Annotated in this window: 13 protein-coding genes; 10 read left to right on the forward strand and 3 right to left on the reverse strand. The window is 59.3% G+C overall.

Annotated elements, in window-relative coordinates; all coding sequences use genetic code 11:
* Window positions 1–34 precede the first annotated feature (34 nt).
* Together IF654_RS18130 and IF654_RS18135 are read right to left on the reverse strand one after the other, a co-directional pair.
* Complete coding sequence (locus IF654_RS18130) at window positions 35–2,110, reverse strand: type VI secretion system Vgr family protein (protein WP_194862169.1); 2,076 nt, start codon at window positions 2,108–2,110, stop codon at window positions 35–37.
* A gap of 660 nt (window positions 2,111–2,770) precedes the next feature.
* Window positions 2,771–4,165, reverse strand: coding sequence for a PhoH family protein (locus IF654_RS18135; RefSeq protein WP_047273446.1), 1,395 nt, complete (start codon window positions 4,163–4,165; stop codon window positions 2,771–2,773).
* Window positions 4,166–4,627: 462 nt separating this feature from the next.
* On the opposite strand from IF654_RS18135, the gene IF654_RS18140 reads away from it, so the two are divergent.
* Window positions 4,628–4,948, forward strand: a complete 321-nt coding sequence (locus IF654_RS18140) for a hypothetical protein (RefSeq protein ID WP_047280065.1) — start codon at window positions 4,628–4,630, stop codon at window positions 4,946–4,948.
* A 42-nt stretch (window positions 4,949–4,990) separates the two neighbouring features.
* Here the strand turns inward: IF654_RS18140 and IF654_RS18145 are convergent, their stop codons facing one another.
* Window positions 4,991–6,115, reverse strand: coding sequence for a polysaccharide deacetylase family protein (locus IF654_RS18145; protein ID WP_194862168.1), 1,125 nt, complete (start codon window positions 6,113–6,115; stop codon window positions 4,991–4,993).
* A gap of 207 nt (window positions 6,116–6,322) precedes the next feature.
* Here IF654_RS18145 and yaaA point away from each other — a divergent pair, with 207 nt between their 5' ends.
* From yaaA to IF654_RS18190, 9 genes are all read left to right on the forward strand, one after another.
* Complete coding sequence (gene yaaA / locus IF654_RS18150; RefSeq protein WP_047273443.1) at window positions 6,323–7,102, forward strand: peroxide stress protein YaaA; 780 nt, start codon at window positions 6,323–6,325, stop codon at window positions 7,100–7,102.
* 703 nt (window positions 7,103–7,805) lie between these two features.
* Entirely contained in the window at window positions 7,806–9,122 is a 1,317-nt protein-coding gene (locus IF654_RS18155) for a nucleotide sugar dehydrogenase (protein ID WP_047273442.1), read from the forward strand.
* Between the two features lie 126 nt (window positions 9,123–9,248).
* Window positions 9,249–10,730 carry a mannuronan synthase gene (gene alg8 / locus IF654_RS18160; protein ID WP_047273441.1) on the forward strand — a complete coding sequence of 494 codons (1,482 nt, stop codon included), beginning with the start codon at window positions 9,249–9,251 and terminating at the stop codon, window positions 10,728–10,730.
* Between the two features lie 35 nt (window positions 10,731–10,765).
* Entirely contained in the window at window positions 10,766–11,935 is a 1,170-nt protein-coding gene (locus tag IF654_RS18165) for an alginate biosynthesis protein Alg44 (protein WP_194862167.1), read from the forward strand.
* A gap of 2 nt (window positions 11,936–11,937) precedes the next feature.
* Window positions 11,938–13,323 carry an alginate biosynthesis TPR repeat lipoprotein AlgK gene (algK, locus tag IF654_RS18170; protein ID WP_099421401.1) on the forward strand — a complete coding sequence of 462 codons (1,386 nt, stop codon included), beginning with the start codon at window positions 11,938–11,940 and terminating at the stop codon, window positions 13,321–13,323.
* Entirely contained in the window at window positions 13,320–14,792 is a 1,473-nt protein-coding gene (locus IF654_RS18175) for an alginate export family protein (RefSeq protein WP_194862166.1), read from the forward strand. The genes algK and IF654_RS18175 overlap by 4 nt, the downstream gene beginning before the upstream one ends.
* A gap of 26 nt (window positions 14,793–14,818) precedes the next feature.
* On the forward strand, window positions 14,819–16,390 hold the full coding sequence (gene algG / locus IF654_RS18180; protein ID WP_094988032.1) for a mannuronan 5-epimerase AlgG: 1,572 nt from the start codon (window positions 14,819–14,821) through the stop codon (window positions 16,388–16,390).
* Window positions 16,391–16,401: 11 nt separating this feature from the next.
* Window positions 16,402–17,835 carry an alginate O-acetyltransferase gene (locus IF654_RS18185; protein WP_047280062.1) on the forward strand — a complete coding sequence of 478 codons (1,434 nt, stop codon included), beginning with the start codon at window positions 16,402–16,404 and terminating at the stop codon, window positions 17,833–17,835.
* Window positions 17,836–17,843: 8 nt separating this feature from the next.
* The gene (locus tag IF654_RS18190; protein WP_047273435.1) at window positions 17,844–18,962 is read left to right on the forward strand and encodes a mannuronate-specific alginate lyase; all 1,119 of its coding nucleotides are present in this window, start codon (window positions 17,844–17,846) and stop codon (window positions 18,960–18,962) included.
* The last annotated feature ends 21 nt before the right edge of the window (window positions 18,963–18,983 follow it).

Consider the following 18,983-nt stretch of genomic DNA (forward strand, 5'->3'; position numbering starts at 1 on the left):
CTTCCTTTCTCTTATTGTTTTGGTGACCTGAATATCAACGCGCCACTAACGCTTCGCCCTTGGCCTGCGCGGCGAGTAAACAGTCCTTGCAGACGGGCTTGGGGGGCAGTGGCGTTTGAGGGGCTGGCGAGGCCTGCGCCGTCGGGTCCTGGCCGTGCTCAAGCAAGGACGGCGTGGCCATGAGCCCGAGCATCCCCGGCAGCAACGGGGCGGCAGCCGTGCCGCTGGCCGGAGCACCGCCGATTTGAATCGGGGAGCTGCTGAATATCCCCCCGCCGCCAATGACAATGTGCTCCCCGCCCGCTTTCAGGGTGAGGCTCGCACCCGCGTCGAGAATCAGGTTGGCGCCCGCCTTGATGTGCACTTCTTGCCCGGCTTCGGCCACCAGCGCTTGCCCCACGCGGGTGTGGCTGCTGACGGCGACGTGCAGATAGTCATTGGCCTTGAGCTCGACCTTGCGGTCCGCAGCCACGGTGCGATGGTCCTCGGCTTCCAGCACCACGATGTTGTTGCCGGTGATGGTTTCATGCCGCTCGTTGCCCACCTCAAGGCGGCAATCGTGTTCGACCTTGCGTTGCATGTCGCGCTGGGCGCGCAGGTAGATCAGTTCCTGACCCGCGCGGTCTTCAAGGTGCAATTCGTTGAACCCGGTGCTGTGGGGGGTGCTGCGGCTGCGCAATACCGTGCGGGTCTTGTTGGCCGGCAGTGGATAAGGCACCGGGTGACGGCTGTTGGCCAGGCAGCCGCTGACCACAGGCTGGTCGGGGTCGCCTTCCAGAAAAGTCACCAGCACTTCCATGCCGACCCGCGGGATCGTCACGCTGCCGTGGCTGCTGCCTGCCCAGCTGGAGGCCACGCGCAGCCAACAGCTGGACGTGTCATCCCCCTGGCTTGCTCGGTCCCAATGGAACTTGACCTTGATGCGCCCATAGGCGTCGCAATAGATCTCTTCCCCCGCAGGCCCGGTCACCAACGCGGTCTGACTGCCCAGCACCCGGGGTTTGGGGTAAGCCTGTTTGGGGCGGTAAAACACATCCCACGGCGTGGCCAGGAAGGTGTTGCGGTAGCCCTGCTCGAACGCGTCCGTGTCCGGTTCGAGGTCGCAGGAGGTGCTCTCTTCCAGCACTTGCGGCTGATAACCCTGGTGGTGGATTTCAGTGAGCAGCCACAGGTCGTTCCATTCTTTACGCGGGTGCCCGGTGAGGGAGAGAAAATGCCCCGTGACCAGCGTCGGCTGATCGCTGTTGCCCTCGGCCTGAAGGTAGTCGGCGCGGTGCCGCTCAAGGGCGCGTCGTGTCAGGGGCTTACCGCGATCTTGCGTCACGAACAGACCGGGATAGTCGTAGTCCTCCAGATCGGGCTGTGGGGTCTGCACCTCGGGACGGTGGTCGGCTTCGATCACAAAACCGGATTTTTCGAAATCGTAATCGCGGCGCGTGACACGGCTGGGGCGGGCTTCAAACCGCACCTTGAACTGCCGGATAACAGGCTCATCTGCCACCATGCCACTGTCTTGTACGTAGGCCGTGGGGCGGCGCAGTCGCGGGAAGACGGTCTGATCATCGCCAAACACCAGCACATGGGACTGTTCGCCATGCTGGAAGTGGTAGTGAATGCCTTCTTCGTGGCAGAGCCGCTGAATGAAGTGCAAGTCTGACTCGTCGTACTGGACGCAGTACGCTCGCGGCGGGTAGCTGGCATTCAATTGGAACTGATAGGTATCGCTTTGAATGCCGTGTTCTTCAAGCACGCAGGCAATGATCTGCGCCACCGTGCGCTGTTGAAAGATCCGCTGGTTGGTGCGATGGCGCAGGTACGCCAGGTGAGGCACCAGCGTCAGGCTGTAGCGGGTCAGGCGCTTGCCCGACTCGCCTTGTTCAATGCGATAAATCTGCCCGTGAATCCCGTTGCCATGGCGGTTGAACGCCAGAAATGCCTGCTGGTGCAGCACGCGTTCAAGGTCAAGATTGGAGCGTTCGCTGACAAGCTCGACCGTGATTGCAAAGGGGGTACTGATCGTCTCCTGTCCATGAAACTTGAGCACACGCAGGTCATGCTTAAGCCCCTGGATGGTGAGCGTAAATTGCGATTCGTTGGCTGGACTGAACATCCATGACTCCTCGGGTGAACACCTCAACGTTAGGAACGGCAACCTCCGTGATGAACGAGGGTTGCCTTCAGGCAGCAGGTCGGTCACAACCAACCACAGGTGAACACCCGGCCTCGGCACCGAAAAGCAGCCGACGCGCGTTGGCAGACGCCTTGAAACATGCCCCGGTTTGCACGCGCGTCGTGACAGGGTGTCCCCACCCAAATGCAGTGTTCGCAACGGCAATAATTAGCCCCTGTCGGGGGCCCGTGAGGGGCATGAAATTCGGCTCCGCCATGGAGGTTCTCCTTGCTGAAAACAGGCACTTGAGCGGCCACACAATCGCTCAAGCGCTGAATCGATTAATCAAGGTTCGTGCCAGCTTTTAGGAATTCCTTTTAAAGCAAACACATAGCGAAATCGGGTTTTTGATAGGGTGTTTTTGGGGCCAAAAACAGGGGAAAAGTGCGCAAGAAGTTGCGCAGTACTGTGCAACTTCTTGCGCACTCCTCTACAGACCAATAGGCATATGGTCTGTAGCAATGTATTCACAGGTTTATCCACAAATGAGTGCGCAACTTCTTGCGCAGTTGGCCTTTTTCAGCCACGGCGTTTCAAGGCACGTTTTGCCAAAAAAAAGGGCGGCTCATGGCCGCCCGGATCTGGAGTGAAATGACAGGTTTACAGGTGCGATTCGGCGTACTCGGCGAGTATCGAACGAGGCACCCCTTGCAGGGCAATATGGACACCGTTCGGGAAGTCTTTGAAACGCTCCGTCAGGTAAGTCAGGCCCGAACTGGTGGCCGACAGGTAAGGCGTATCAATCTGCGCCAGGTTGCCCAGGCACACCACTTTGGACCCCGCGCCCGCACGGGTGATGATGGTTTTCATCTGATGCGGGGTCAGGTTTTGACATTCGTCGATCAAGATCAGGCTTTGCTGGAAGCTGCGGCCCCGGATGTAGTTCAGGGATTTGAACTGCAACGGCACCTTGCTCAGGATGTAGTCCACGCTGCCGTGGGTGCTTTCATCGTCCATGTGCAGCGCTTCCAGGTTGTCGGTGATCGCCCCCAGCCACGGCTCCATTTTCTCGGCCTCGGTGCCGGGCAAGAAGCCGATCTCCTGGTCCAGCCCTTGCACGCTGCGGGTACAAATGATGCGCCGGTAACGCTTGCTGACCATGGTTTGCTCAATGGCTGCGGCCAGCGCGAGGATGGTTTTGCCCGAACCCGCGGCGCCCGAGAGGTTGACCAGATGGATGTCCGGATCAAGCAGGGCATACAGCGCCAGCCCCTGGTAAATGTCACGTGGCTTGAGGCCCCAGGCTTCCTGATGAAGCAAGGGCTCCTGGTGCATGTCGAGAATCAGCAGGTGGTCCTTGCGCACCTCCTTGATCCAGCCCACGAAGCCCTGTTCGTCGATGATGAATTCGTTGATGTGTACCGAGGGCAGGTTTTCGATCAGTTGCACCTGGTGCCACGTGCTGCCGTGCCCCTGACGGGTTTCCACCTTGCTGACGCGGTCCCAGAACGAACCGGTCATGGTGTGATAGCCGCGTGACAGCATCGACACGTCGTCCACCAACTGATCGGTGCTGTAATCCTCGGACTCAATCCCGCAGGCCCGGGCCTTGAGGCGCATGTTGATGTCTTTGGTTACCAGCACCACCTGAATCTCGGGCGAGCGGGCGTGCAAATCAATCAACTGGTTGATGATGATGTTGTCGTTAAGGGTTTCAGGCAGCAGCGCATTGGGTTCTCTGCGCTTGTTCATCAGGATCGACAGAAAGCCTTTGGGGCCGCTTTTGCCGCGCTCGATGGGCACGCCCTTTTCAACGTCTTCGGGCGAAGCCACACCCAGCACCTGATCAATCAAACGGATGGCCTGACGGCATTCCGCTGCCACCAGTAATTTGCCGGTTTTGAGTTTGTCGAGCTCTTCGAGCACCGTCATCGGGATCGCGACGTGGTGTTCCTCGAAGTTGAGCAGGGCGTTGGGATCGTGAATCAGAACATTGGTATCGAGTACATAAAGGATTGGCTGGTTGGAGGAAGGCGTACGTCCGTGATCATCCATACTCGGTCACCTTTGTGGGAGCCATTCGACGCAATACCTCAACAGTGCTGCGCCTCGATATGACGGCCTGATCACCTGCCCCGTGGTGTCCTGAAAGACGCCACCTGTGTGGCAGGTTTCGGCGGTCTGTCTTCGTAATACTCCAAAAAGTGTGACAAGAAAAAGTCTTTTTCGCGGCCGGGCACTATTTTTTTCAGAAAGACGAATAGCCCTTGGCGCAATGCCAAACCGCTACTAGGCTTAGTAATTACCTGAAACAGCACTGGCTCATTTCAGGCCCCACATTCACCTGTTTCGGGCACCACAACGCCTGATTCGAATCCTCCCCCCAAACGGCCGGACTGCTCTTACACACAGCAGCGAGGACGCCTACCCGCCCTTCTTTTTGGCAGCACTAAGCTTCGTTGCGCACGGGCTGATTCAGACCGGCGCCCACTTACTGCTAAAGCCAAAGGACGTTGTATGACCCCTATTTCCAAAACCCTGGAACAGATGCTGCTGGAGATTTACAAGGACGGCAGCGCGTCTATCACCGAATTCCAACAACTTCGTGACAATGCCGATGAGCGTATGGATGCGGTCATCCGCGAATTTGGCCTGCACAACAACATCACCGCCTTTCAAAAAGCGATGGATGTGGCCATGCAATTGCTGCAGCTGTCGGTCATCGACGCCAAAAAAGCCAAATTGACAGACACCGGCGAGGCCATTGTCAAAGACGCCCTCGTGGCTCAAGTCGAATACCTGCGCGTTGGCAGCGACGTGGCATTGCGCCTTTTGTGAGTTCACTGCCCGCCTTGACCGGCGGGCGTTCCCTGGCCTCTGCTATTGGCCGAAGGCCGCACACTCTTCCCAACCAATACCGCTCTGGGCCGTGGCTTTCATCAGCCAGGGCAACGCGGTACGCACTTTGTTTTGAGTGTCATGGAAGGCAATCACCCCGTGACGCCAGAGCAACATCAGGCTGAGCACACGCTGCGCCGATTGCTCGGCACTCAAACTGGACGCCATGTCTTGGGAATCGATATCCCACAGCGCCACACGCAGCCCCTGGGATTGAAAAAAAGGCCCGCTGTCTTCACGACGATGCCCATAGGGCGGGCGGAATAAAGGCACGTAACTGTCGGGAATGGCTCGTTTGACCAACGCTGTGCTGCGCAGGATTGAATCTTGCCAATCGTTCCAATGGCTATGCGAACGGTACTCCCACCCCTGAACGCCAACGCACTGCCCTTTGTAGAGCGCCTGCAGCTGCTGCTCGGACTGTTTGTTCAACCGCGCCTGCACGCTGTTGCCCAAGACAAAAAACGTCGCGCTCAGGGATTGTTTGCGCAGGTAGTCGGTGAGCCAGTCCGTGGTGCCGGGCAGTTGGGTGGGGCCGCTGTCGAAGGACAACATGAACAGCCGGTCATTCATCGCCTCGCCATTGAACTCATGCTCACCGTAGAGTGCGATCTCACTGCCGGTCTGCGGGAACAGCGCGGCGAGCCGTAACAGCTCGTCCAGGTAGTGACGATGAAACGTGGCACTCGGCTCGGCCCAGTTCACGTAGAACGAGTCTTCAGCGATCTCGAACTTGCCCGCTTGCTCGCGCAGGCTGTCCATCCCGTCGACGTAATAACAGAACGATGCGTCCTGATCGCAGCTCTGCTGGGCAAGGTTGTAGTTGGCCAACAGCCGTTGCCACAGGCGCTGACGGACCGTATCAATCGCATCCATGTTGATGATCTTCAACCCCAGACGCTGACTGAGCGCAGCTTCGTCCAGCGCTTCACTGGTTAACAGGGCATGGGCGAAGCTGAGGATTTCTGCCCGCGAGGCCACATCGAACAGGGCCGGGCTGATTAACGGCTCTGGCCACGTGCTGCGATCCAGCGTTGCGGGCTCATTGGGCGCCGCCACCGTGCTCAGGCACACCAGCCAGGCCGACAAGAAAAGAGCAATGCGCACGAATCAATCTCCCTGTAAAAACTGTGCGCACTATAACCTGCTGCCCACCAAATGCCTTTTGATACTCCGTCGCTGTCCTCGCGTGCAGACCCTGCCAGATTCCACCCCGCCCCTTTCATCAGCGGCCTGTGCGTTCTATCGGCGTCATAGGTGGAGTCAAACCGCCCAACCCCCTAGAATCCCCCGACGCTTAAAGGAGACGACCCCATGCTGATGGTGATTTCACCCGCTAAAACCCTCGACTATGAGACGCCGCCGGCCACCCAGCGCTTTACCCAGCCGCACTACCTGGATCATTCACAGGCGTTGATTGGCCAACTGCGCGAACTGAGCCCGCAGCAGATTGGCGAGCTGATGCACCTGTCCGACAAGCTGTCCGGCCTGAATGCCGCGCGCTTCGGCAGCTGGACACCTGCTTTCACCCCTGAAAACGCCAAACAAGCGTTGCTGGCATTCAAGGGTGATGTGTACACCGGCCTCAATGCCGTGGATTTCAGCGAGGCGGATTTTGATTACGCGCAAACCCATCTGCGCATGCTTTCAGGGCTATACGGGCTGCTGCGCCCGCTGGACCTGATGATGCCGTATCGCCTGGAGATGGGCACCAAACTGGCCAACCCGCGGGGCAAAGACCTGTACGCCTTCTGGGGCACGCGCATCAGCGAGTGGCTCAACGAAGCACTGGCCGCCCAGGGCGATGATGTGCTGCTCAATCTGGCGTCCAACGAGTACTTTTCGGCGGTCAAGAAATCAGCCCTGAACGCGCGCATCATCAACACCGAATTCAAGGACCTGAAAAACGGGCAGCACAAAATCATCAGCTTTTATGCCAAAAAAGCCCGCGGCATGATGAGCCGTTTCGTGATCAAGGAACGCATCAACACCCCTGAACAGCTCAAGCAGTTCGATGCTCAGGGTTACTACTACAGCGCCGAGCAATCCAAACCGGACTCGCTGGTCTTTTTGCGCGACCACGCCCCCGAATAACCCCCGCCTTTTTGACGCTCCCCGGCCTGAACGGGGAGCTCACCTGCGTGTGACCCCTTTCACACTTCACCCCGAACAGCCAAATATTTGACGCCAAAAATACGTCTTAAAATATCCATGAACTTAAATTCACTCGACAGATGTGACTTTTTTTCATAGTGGCACCTAATTTATTTATCCATAGTGGCACTTAACTATCCTCTCTGATGAACACCCTATAACTAAAGGGTAAAACCTGAAGTGCTATCAATATGGAACCAGTGCCATCATTTTTCATTTTGTTAAATTTCGTCGAAAACGGGATGAACGGCCCGGAACTATGTCCGATACCTCCGCTCATACAACCCGTAACGATTCTTACAGAGCTTGTGAGATATCACTTACACAGATAAGACCAACTCCCTGGTGTTATCGGTTGTTAAAAAGCCAAAACAAAGGTGACTGAAACATAGCTATAACCCTTTGTTTTCAAAGGCTAAAAATAAGAGAGCGCGCGGCGCCAGGCGCCCACCCAAGGCCGTCCCCATCATCTGACATGCCTTACTGATAGTGATGAGTTGCACATTAAAGGTGCAACTTCCAACAACTTAAAACTTAACGATGCCTGCACCCGGCGTTACGGCTTTTATGTGCCGTAGTTCCAAGTGCGCCCACACTTTAAGTCCGGCCATTAATTGGCCTATACAAGACAGAGGTAATTGCGATGCGCATCAGCATATTTGGTTTGGGTTACGTTGGCGCCGTGTGCGCCGGTTGTTTGTCCGCCCGTGGTCACGAAGTGATCGGCGTAGATATCTCTCAGGACAAAATCGACCTGATCAACCTCGGCAAATCGCCCATCGTTGAACCGGGCCTTGGCGAGTTGCTCGCCCAGGGCATCCAGAATGGCCGCCTGCGCGGCACCACCAACTTTGCTTCGGCTATCCGCGAAAGCGACCTGTCGATGATCTGTGTCGGCACCCCGAGCAAGAAAAACGGCGACCTGGAGCTCAATTACATCGAAGCCGTGTGCCGCGAAATCGGCGCCGTGCTGCGCGACAAGACATCGCGCCACACCATCGTGGTACGCAGCACCGTGCTGCCGGGCACCGTGAAAAATGTGGTCATCCCGATCCTCGAAGAGTGCTCGGGCAAAAAGGCCGGCGTCGACTTCGGCGTCGCGGTCAACCCGGAATTCCTGCGCGAAAGCACCGCGATTGCCGACTACGACCAGCCTCCAATGACTGTTATCGGCGAGTTCGATAAAGCCTCCGGTGACGTGCTGCAATCGCTGTACGAAGAACTCGACGCCCCGATCATCCGCAAGGACATCGAAGTCGCCGAGATGATCAAGTACACCTGCAACGTGTGGCACGCCACCAAAGTCACCTTCGCCAACGAAATCGGCAACATCGCCAAAGCCGTCGGCGTCGATGGCCGCGAAGTGATGGACGTGGTGTGTCAGGACAAAACCCTGAACCTGTCGCAGTACTACATGCGTCCGGGTTTTGCGTTCGGCGGCTCGTGCCTGCCAAAAGACGTGCGCGCCCTGACCTACCGTGCCAGCTCGCTGGACGTGGAAGCGCCGCTGCTCAACTCGCTGATGCGCAGCAACGTGTCGCAAGTGCAAAACGCATTCGACATCGTCGCCAGCCACGACAAGCGCAAAGTTGCCCTGCTGGGCCTGAGCTTCAAGGCCGGTACTGACGACCTGCGCGAAAGCCCGCTGGTGGAACTGGCCGAAATGCTGATCGGCAAGGGCTTTGACCTGAGCATCTACGACACCAACGTCGAATACGCCCGCGTCCACGGTTCGAACAAAGACTACATCGAATCCAAAATCCCCCACGTGTCGTCCCTGCTCAACTCGGACTTCGACTCCGTGATCAACAACAGCGACGTGATCATCCTGGGCAACCGCGATGAGAAGTTCCGTGCGCTGGCCGAAACCGCGCCACAGGGCAAACAGGTCATCGACCTGGTGGGCTTCATGTCCAAAGCCACCTGCACCGTCGGCCGTACCGAAGGCATTTGCTGGTAACAACAGCGCTATAGCCGCTGACGAGTGAAACGGGCTGCGATCTTTGACACTTCGAACGATCGCAGCCTGCGCCAGCGACTACACGCTCTGCGCATCACAGCCTCCATGCTCAAACGGAACCTCATTATGCTCAGGCTAAAACACGGCCTTCTCCAAGCCGCCGGTTGGCTGTTTTACCTCACGCTGTTGATGGGCCTCGCGCTGGCGTTGCCGACATCGACCTTCGACTCCGAGTCGAAAAACTTTATTTTCCTGATTGGCGCCGTGGGTATCTGGCGCTATTCAATGGGTGCCACGCACTTCCTGCGCGGCATGCTGTTTTTATATGTGGTGTACCCGCACCTGCGACGCAAAGTGCGCAAGCTGGGCAAAGCGGCAGACCCGTCCCATGTGTTTTTGATGGTGACCAGCTTTCGTATCGACGCGCTGACCACGGCGCAGGTCTACAGCTCGGTCATTCGCGAAGCCATCGAATGCGGCCTGCCGACCACAGTGGTGTGCTCGCTGGTGGAAATGTCCGACGAGCTGCTGGTCAAGAGCATGTGGGAGCGCCTTAACCCGCCAGAGCGCGTCAAACTCGACTTCGTGCGCATTGCCGGTACCGGCAAGCGCGACGGCCTGGCCTTTGGTTTTCGCGCCATCTCGCGGCACATGCCGGACAGCCGTGCCGTGGTGGCCGTGATCGACGGCGACACCGTGCTCGCCCCCGGCGTCGTGCGCAAAACCGTGCCGTGGTTCCAGTTGTTCGGCAATGTCGGCGGCCTGACCACCAACGAGTTCTGCGAAGTGCGCGGCGGTTACATCATGAGCGAGTGGCACAAGCTGCGCTTCGCCCAGCGCCACATCAACATGTGCTCGATGGCCCTGTCCAAACGCGTGCTGACCATGACCGGGCGGATGTCGGTCTTTCGCGCCAATGTGGTCACTGACCCGGACTTCATTGCCGACGTAGAAAGCGACTCGTTGCAGCACTGGCGTCTGGGCCGTTTCAAGTTTTTGACCGGCGACGACAAGTCCAGCTGGTTCAGCCTGATGCGCCTGGGCTACGACACGTTCTACGTGCCGGACGCGGCCATTCACACCGTTGAACACCCGCCGGAGAAGAGCTTCATCAAGGCTAGCCGCAAACTGATGTTCCGCTGGTACGGCAACAACCTGCGGCAGAACGCCCGGGCACTGGGGCTGGGCGTCAAGCGCCTCGGCCTGTTCACCAGTGTGGTGCTGTTCGACCAGCGCATTTCGATGTGGACCTCGTTGCTCGGCCTGACCGTCGCGCTGATTGCCAGCGCCAAATACGGCATCACGTTCCTCATCGCCTACCTGCTGTGGATCGGCATCACACGCCTGATTTTGACCCTGTTGCTGGCCTGCTCCGGGCACAGCATCGGCCCGGCTTACCCGCTGATTCTTTATTACAACCAGATTGTGGGTGCGCTGGTGAAGATCTACGTGTTCTTCCGCCTCGACCAACAATCCTGGACCCGTCAGGACACCAAATTGACCCGTGATCTGGCCAGCTTTCAACGTTGGTTCAACACCTGGTCGTCTCGGACCATGACCTTCTCGGCCGCCAGCATCTTTGTTGCCGTGCTGCTGACGATGGTCTGACCCGACCCGATCGAATTAACCAGGAACAAGACCTTATGAACACTCAAGTAAACACCAACGTTGTCCACGAATCCGAAGCCCAACGTCAGCACGCACGGGTCAAAATCCCGGCCAAGCTGCGCTTTTTCGGCAAAGACCGCACACCGATGGAAGTCAGCATCATTGACCTGTCGGCCGGTGGCCTGAGCTTTTACGCCGCCAACCAATCCTTGGCCGTGGGCGAAGTGCACAAGGGCCGCTTGCAGTTTGTGATCGACAACCTGGGGTTGGCGATGGACGTGGAGCTGCTGGTACGCAACGTTGACCGCCAGAGCGGGCGCGTCGGTTGCCAGTTCCAGAACCTCGATCAACAGGACATCTCCACCTTGCGTCACCTCATCACCTCGCACCTGAGCGGCGATATCGTGACCATGGGCGAAGTGCTCGCCACCTTGCAGCGCGACAACTTCACCAAGGCGCGCAAGGTCAAGGATGGCGGCAGCGGCATGACCCCGTTCGGTCGCATGAAAGCCGTGGTGCTGAGTGCCGGCGTATTTGTCGTCGGGTTGGTGGCATTCGGTTTTATCGTCAAATCGGTGTACGGCGTGTACTTCGTCACCCACGCCCAGTCGGCGCTGGTCAGCGTCCCCGGCCTGAACATCACCATGCCCCGCGACGGCACCGTGCAAAGCCTGGTCAAAGACGACAACCTGGCGGCTAATGGCGCGCCAATTGCGACCTTCAGCACCAGCATGCTGGACGTGCTCAAAGGCCATCTGGACGAAAACCAGTTGCAGCCGGCCAATATCGAAACCCTGTTTGGCAAGCAAATGACCGGCACCCTGACCTCGCCGTGTGATTGCGTGGTGGCCGAGCAAGTGGTTGCCAATGGCCAATACGCCAGCAAAGGCGACGTGATTTTCAAACTGGTGCCGCGTACCAGCGAAGCCAACATTGCCGCTCGCTTCAGCTATCGCCAGTTTGGCGACGTGCTGCCGGGTGCCCGCGTGAACTTCCAGGTGGCGGGTGAAGACTACCAGCGCACCGGCAAAATCATCAGCAGCACCAGCTTGAACAGCGATGACCTGTCTTCCGACATCCGCGTACAGATCAAGCCCGATGCCCCGCTGGACAGCGCCCTGGCCGGTCGCCCGGTTGAGGTACGCAGTGACCGCGGTCCGTCGACGGACTGGCTGATCAGCAAAGCCTCGGCAGCAGGTCTGTAATCATGAAGAACGCCTTCCCTACGCTTTGCCTGCTGACCCTGGCCCTCGCCGGCTGCTCCGGCCTGCCCGATCAGCGTCTGGCCAATGAAGCCCTGAAAAATGGCGACACGGCCACTGCCCAGCGCAACTATCAGGCGCTGGCGGACTTGGGTTACACCGAGGCGCAGGTCGGTCTGGCCGATATCTGGATGGAAAGCCGCGACGCCGAGCAGCTGAAAAAAGCCGAAGCCACTTACCGCGAGGCGGCCAAAACGTCGCCCCGCGCTCAGGCGCGTCTGGGTCGTTTGCTGGCGGCCAAACCCGGCGCCAGCGAGGCCGAGTTGCACGAGGCGCAAGCGCTGCTGCAACAAGCGTTTGCCAGTGGCGACGCCAACAGCCTGACGCCGTTGGCGATGCTGTATTTGCAGCACCCGCAGAGCTTCCCCCGGATCGACGCCCAGCAGCAAATCAGCCAGTGGCGCGCCGAAGGCTACCCGCAGGCCGGTCTGGCCCAAGTGGCGCTGTACCGCATCGAAGGCACGTACGACCAGCACCTGGATGAAGTCGAGTCCATCTGCCGCCAAGCCTTGTCCGCCAACGACAGTTGTTACGTCGAGCTGGCCACGGTCTACCAGAAACAAGGCAACACCGAGCAACAGGCCGCGCTGATTTCGCAACTGCAAAGCGCTTACAACCGGGGCACCGCCTCGGCGCAAAAAGTCGATGGCGTGGCCCGTGTGCTGGCCGATGCGAACCTGGGCACACCCGACCCGCAGACGGCCCGTTCGCTGTTGGAAAACATTGCCCCGGCCTACCCCGCTGCGTGGGTCAGCCTTGCGCAATTGCTGTACGACTTCCCCGATCAGGGCGACGTCGCTCAGTTGCAGGAATACCTGGACAACGGCCGCGCCGCCGATCAACCCCGCGCCGAACTGTTGCTGGGCAAGCTGTATTACGACGGCAAATGGCTGACCCCGGATGCGCAGCAAGCTGAAGCGCATTTCCAGCGCGCCGTGGACAAAGAAGTGGCCGCCGATTACTACCTCGGCCAGCTTTACCGTCGCGGCTATCTGGGGCAGGTGTACCCGCAAAAAGCCCTCGACCATTTGCTCAAAGCGGCACGTAACGGCCAGAACAGCGCGGACTTCGCCATCGCCCAGCTGTTCTCCCAGGGCAAGGGCACGCAGCCCAACGCCATGAACGCCTATGTGTTCAGCCAGTTGGCCAAGCTGCAAAACACCCCGCAAGCCAATGAACTGGCGGCCCAACTCGACGAGCAACTGCCCGCCGATCAACGCGCCGCGGCTCAGCGCCTGCTGCAAAAAGAACAAGCCTTGCGCGCCACCCTGAGCCAGAACGCTCTGGCGGTGCAGACGCTGGCCGAAGAAAACGGCGAGGAAGCCCTATGACCCTGAATCCTTTTGTAAAAGCCGGGATCGGCCTGACCTTCGCCCTGCTGTGGTCATGCCCGACCCTGGCGGCGCTGACCGATGAAAAAAACTTCGGCCTGGAAACCAAGATCACCGCGCAATCGGAAGACGACCGCGACCTCGGCACCCGCAGTGGCGGCGACGTCAACGGCATCGGCCTTGACCTGCGCCCCTGGGTGTACGGTGAACGCGGCAACTGGAGTGCGTACGCCATGGGCCAGGCGGTGACGTCCAGCGACATCATCGAAACCGACACCCTGCAACAATCGGACACCGAACAAAACAGCAGCAGCGATGCGCGCAAACAGGACAAAAGCTACCTGGCCCTGCGCGAATTCTGGGTCGGCTACAAAGGCTTCACCGCCTACCCCGGCGAACAGCTCAAGTTCGGTCGCCAGCGTCTGCGCAATGACGACGGCACATGGCGCGACACCAATATCGAAGCGCTGGCCTGGACGTTTGACACCACCTTGCTCAAGGCCAACCTCGGCGCGGCCGAACGCTTCAGCGAATACCGCACCGACCTGACCGAACTGGCCCCGCAAGACAAAGACCGCCTGCACCTGTTCGGTGATATTTCGGCGCAGTGGACGCCCGGCCAATGGGTCGGCCTGCGCGCCCATCACACCCATGACGATGGTTCGCTCAAGCATCAGGGTGAAGAAGTCGACGCACTGGACAAAACCCAGAACGGCGACCTGACCTGGCTCGGCCTCGAAGCCAACAGCGACGCCTACAACTACCGCAACACCCACACGGTGAATTACTGGGCCAGCGTCACCGGCATGAGCGGCAAGCGCGACAAGCTCGCCACCTCCACCGTGGACGGCCGCAACCTTGCTGGCGCCAAAGCCAGTGACGACGTGGATGGCTGGGCCACCGACCTGGGGGTTCGCCTGCGTCTGGACCCGAACTGGCAAGTGGGTGCCGCCTACTCGCGCGCCAGCGCCAACTACCAGCAGACCGGTCTGGAGAGCAACCGCTCCAACTTCACCGGTACGCGCTCGCGGGTTCACCGCTTTGGTGAAGCGTTCCGGGGCGAAATGCAGAACATCCAGAGCGCCAGCCTGTTCGGTTCGTGGCAATTGCGCGACGAATACGACGCCTCGCTGGTCTACCACAAATTCTGGCGGGTCGACGGCAACAAGCCGATCGGTGCCAGCGGTATCAATGCCGTGCAGAACAACGAAGACCCGACAGACGCCCTGCTGGCCAGCACCGCGCTGCCGATGATGGACGGCAAAAAAGACCTCGGTCAGGAAATGGACCTGGTGGTGACCAAGTACTTCAAGCAAGGCCTGTTGCCTGCCGCGTTGAGCCAGTCCATCGATGAACCTTCGGCGCTGGTGCGCTTTCGCGGCGGCGTGTTCAAGCCGGGCGATGCGTACGGCAAAGGGGTGGATTCGTACATGCACCGCGCGTTCGTTGACGTGATCTGGCGCTTTTGATGACAACGCCAACGGGAGTGCGTGACATGAATCATCCTGCTTATATCGGCGCGATCAGCCTGCTGGCCGGCGCTCTGCTGCTGGCCAGTTCCAATACCTTTGCCGCTGTCGAGCCGGTCAAACCGACCGTGGCCAAAGAGCTGCAACACGCCAAAACCTACACCGTCAGCACCGCGCCCGTCGCACCGCTGAACATCCCGAAACCGGCATTGCCCGACCTCTCGGGTTACACCGCCGAAGCGGCTGCGGCCAAAATCGTGCGCAGCACCGCCGGTAAAGTCAGCGTGCGCCGCATGATGCAAGAAGACGCGCTGAAAGACTTCATCGGCGGCGACAACAAAATGGCCGAGTGGGTGGTGCGCCAGGGCGGCATTCCGCAGGCGATTTTCATCGACGACGGCTACGTGAACCTCAAGGATCTGGCCAGACGCGTGCCCAAGCAGTACTTCAGCGAGACCGCACCGGGTGTGTACCTGGCGCGCTTGCCGATTGTGGTCGGGCACAAGGGCATTCTGGAAATCGACAACAGCACCCAAGAGCTGCGCCTGTCCCAGGAAGCGGGTTCGTTTCTGGTCAACGACGGCCAGTTGTTCGTGCGTGACACCCAGGTCACCGGCTGGCGCGAAAAAGCCAATGGCCCCGCGACCTTTCGCGATGCCAAGGAATTTCGCCCGTTCCTGCTGTCCTGGGGCGGCACCGAGACCTACATCATCAACACCAAAATGGCGAGTTTCGGCTACGCCAACAGTAAGTCGTACGGGGTGAGTATTTCCCAGTACACACCCAACATGGCCAAGGTCATCAAGCGCGACGAGCCCACCGGCTGGATTATCGGCTCCGAGTTCTCGGACATGTGGTACGGCTTCTATTGCTACGAAACCCGCGACTTCGTGGTCAAGGGCAACACCTACCGCGACAACGTCGTCTACGGCATCGACCCCCATGACCGCTCCCACGGGCTGATCATTGCCGAGAACGATGTGTTCGGCACCCAGCGCAAGCACGGGATCATCATTTCCCGCGAGGTGAACGACAGCTTCATCTTCAACAACCGCAGCCACGACAACAAACTGTCAGGGCTGGTGATCGACCGTAACAGCGTGAACAACCTGATCGCTGACAACGAGATTTTCCAGAACCACACCGACGGCATCACCCTCTACGAGAGCGGCGATAACCTGCTGTGGGGCAACAAAGTCATCAACAACCGCCGCCACGGCATCCGCGTGCGTAACAGCGTCAACATCCGCCTGTACGAAAACATCGCCATGGCCAATGGCCTGACCGGCGTGTACGGCCACATCAAAGACCTGACCGACACCGACCGCGACATCGAGCTCGACCCGTTCGACGCCGAAGTGTCGCTGATCATGGTGGGCGGCGAGCTGGCCGGCAATGGCAGCGGGCCGCTGGCGATTGATTCGCCGCTGAGCATCGAGCTGTACCGGGTGTCGATGCTGGCACCGACCAAATCCAGCGGCATCAGCTTCAACGGCATTTTGGGTGAGCGTCAGGACGAAATTCTCGACCTGATGGTGCGCCAGCAAAAAGCCGTGTTGATCGACCCCGTTGAACGCCAGACCGAATTGCGCAACTGAGGATGACTGTTATGCCCCTCCATCTGATCAAGATTTTGAGCCTGTCGGGCCTGACTGCCGCCATCCTCGGCGCAGCCGCCGGTGTGCAGGCCGACGAGGTTCAGGCGCCCGCCTTCACGGCCGAGGCGTGCTGCAACCTGTGCCCTGCCGCCCACGATGCGAAAAACTACACCACGCGCTATCAGCAGAACTTCACCACGCTGGTCCAGGCCCAGGGCGACTGGCTGTTCCGTACCCAGGAAGACCTGCGCACCGAGTTCGACACCACACCGGCCGGTTACAAACGCATGCAACAGCTGCACGACGCCTTCAAGAGCAAGGGTGTGGAGCTGGTGGTGGTGTATCAACCGACTCGCGGGCTGGTCAATCGCAACAAATTGATGCCGGCCGAGCGCGACTCATTCGACTACGACACCGCGCTGAAAAACTACCAGGCCATGCTCGGGCGCTTCGCCAAAATGGGCTATTACGTGCCTGACCTGTCGCCCCTGACCAATGAGCAACAAGCCCACGACTTTTACTTCCGCGGTGACCAGCACTGGACGCCGTACGGGGCCGAGCGCACGGCAAAAATCGTGGCCGACACGGTGAAAAAAATTCCCGGCTTTGCCGACATTCCGCAACGTGAATTCGAAACCAAAATCACCGGGCGCATGGGTAAGACCGGCACCCTGCACAACATGGCCGGGCAGCTGTGCGGCACCAGTTATGCCGTGCAGTACATGGACCAGTTCAGTACCGAACCCAAAGGCGAAGCGGCGGACGGCGACTTGTTCAGCGACGATGCCAACCCGCAAATCACCCTGGTGGGCACGAGCCACAGCGGCAAGAACTACAACTTTGCCGGGTTCCTGGAGCAATACATCGGCGCCGACGTGCTGAACGTGGCCTTCCCCGGCGGTGGTCTGGAAGGGTCGATGTTGCAGTACCTGGGCAGTGACGAGTTTCAGAAAACCCCGCCCAAGGTGCTGATTTGGGAGTTTTCGCCGCTGTATCGCCTGGATCAGGAAACCATCTACCGCCAGATGATGGCCCTGCTCGACAACGGTTGCGAAGGCAAACCGGCGTTGATGAGCAGCAGCGCCACCCTCAAGCCGGGCAAGAACCAGATGTTGGTCAACAGCACCAACAAAGACCTGCGCAACGCCAACCACCAAATCGACATCCGCTTCGCTGACCCGTCGGTGAAAACCCTGCAAGCCACGCTCTGGTACATGAACGGTCGCCATGAAGATCTGAAGATCGACAAACCGACCACATCCGACACAGACGGGCGTTTCGCCTTTGAACTGCGTACCGATGAAGACTGGGCCAGCCAGAACCTGCTGGCCATTGAGATTCAGGGCCCGGAAGACGCGGGCGACGCACAGAAAGTCGACGCCAAAATCTGCAAACGCAACGTTTTCTCCCACTCTGCGCCGTTGAACGCGCAGGCCGGACGATGAGGTTTCTGATGCCCACTGCACCGATCAACCTGCGCACTCTGCTGGCGCCCACCTTGCTGGGGCTGGCGATGTTTGCCAGCACTGCCCACGCCGCCGCGCCCTTGCGCCCGCCCCAGGGCTATTACGCCCCGGTCGAAGCGTTCAAAACCGGCGACTTCAAAAACGACTGCGACGCGATGCCCAAGCCGTACACCGACAAGCTGGAGTTTCGCAGCAAGTACGAAGGCTCGGACAAAGCACGCTCGACGCTCAACGTGGTCTCGGAAAAAGCATTTCGCGACGCGACCTCCGGTATCACCACCCTTGAGCGCGGCACCAGCAAGCGGGTGATGCAGTTCATGCGTGATGGCCGCCCGGAACAACTGGAATGCACCCTCGGCTGGTTGACCGCTTGGGCGCAGGCCGATGCGTTGATGAGCAAAGAGTTCAACCACACCGGCAAGTCGATGCGCAAATGGGCCTTGGGCAGCATGGCGTCGTCGTACCTGCGCCTGAAGTTCTCCGAATCGCAACCGCTGGCGCAGCATCCGCAGCAGGCCAAAGAAATCGAAGCCTGGTTCAGCAAAATGGCCGAACAGGTGGTCAGCGACTGGGACAACCTGCCGCTGGCTAAAACCAACAACCATTCGTACTGGGCCGCCTGGTCGGTGATGGCCACGTCCATCGCCACCAATCGCCGCGACCTGTTCGACTGGTCGGTGAAAGAGTTCAAGGTCGGCGCCAACCAGGTCGACGCCCAAGGCTTTTTGCCCAACGAACTCAAGCGCCAGCAACGCGCCCTCGCCTACCACAACTACGCCCTGCCGCCGCTGGCGATGATCGCCAGTTTCGCGCTGGTCAATGGCGTGGACCTGCGCAACGAAAACAACGCGGCGCTCAAACGCTTGGGCGAACGCGTGCTCAGCGGCGTGAAAGACCCGCAGGCGTTTGAAGCCAAAAACGGCAAGGCGCCGGACATGACCGATTTGAAGGTTGACGCCAAATTCGCCTGGCTGGAGCCGTTTTGCACGCTCTACACCTGTGCGCCCGAGGTGATTGAGATGAAGCGCGGGATGCAGCCGTTCAAAACCTTTCGTCTGGGCGGGGACCTGACCAAGGTCTACGACCCGGCGCACGAAAAAGGCTGAAAGCGCCCCTCTCCCTCTGGG

Source organism: Pseudomonas lundensis (assembly GCF_015377145.2).
Lineage (GTDB): Bacteria > Pseudomonadota > Gammaproteobacteria > Pseudomonadales > Pseudomonadaceae > Aquipseudomonas > Aquipseudomonas lundensis.